Origin of the sequence: Candidatus Phyllobacterium onerii, assembly GCF_028331445.1 — a bacterium.
In the GTDB taxonomy this organism is placed as follows: Bacteria; Pseudomonadota; Alphaproteobacteria; order Rhizobiales; family Rhizobiaceae; genus Phyllobacterium; species Phyllobacterium onerii.
The window spans coordinates 1-324 of the sequence record NZ_JAQMHX010000054.1; the positions used below are offsets into that span (position 1 = coordinate 1).

The 324-nt window shown below is 60.8% G+C and carries 1 protein-coding gene; it reads left to right on the forward strand.

Features of this window, described 5'->3' with window-relative positions:
• Positions 1-324: P-type ATPase actuator domain-containing protein (locus tag PHA01_RS29170; protein ID WP_465248750.1), on the forward strand; the 324-nt coding region annotated here is incomplete at both ends.

Here is a 324-nt window from a genome sequence, read left to right on the forward strand (position 1 = left end):
CAGGCAGATTCGTTGCGCAAGGCCCGGACCGAAACCCAGGCGAAACTCCTTTCGGGCGATGACCGCAGCAATTTCAAGCTGGTGCCTGGTGCAAGCCTGAAGGTTGGCGATGTCGTCCTTGTCGATGCCGGTGACATCATCCCGTCTGATGGTGAGGTTGTCGAAGGTATCGCTTCGGTCAATGAATCGGCAATCACTGGCGAGTCCGCCCCTGTCATTCGCGAGTCCGGTGGTGACCGTTCTGCTGTGACCGGCGGAACGCAGGTTCTGTCCGACTGGCTCCGCGTCCGCATCACAGCGGCGGCCGGTTCGACCTTCATCGAC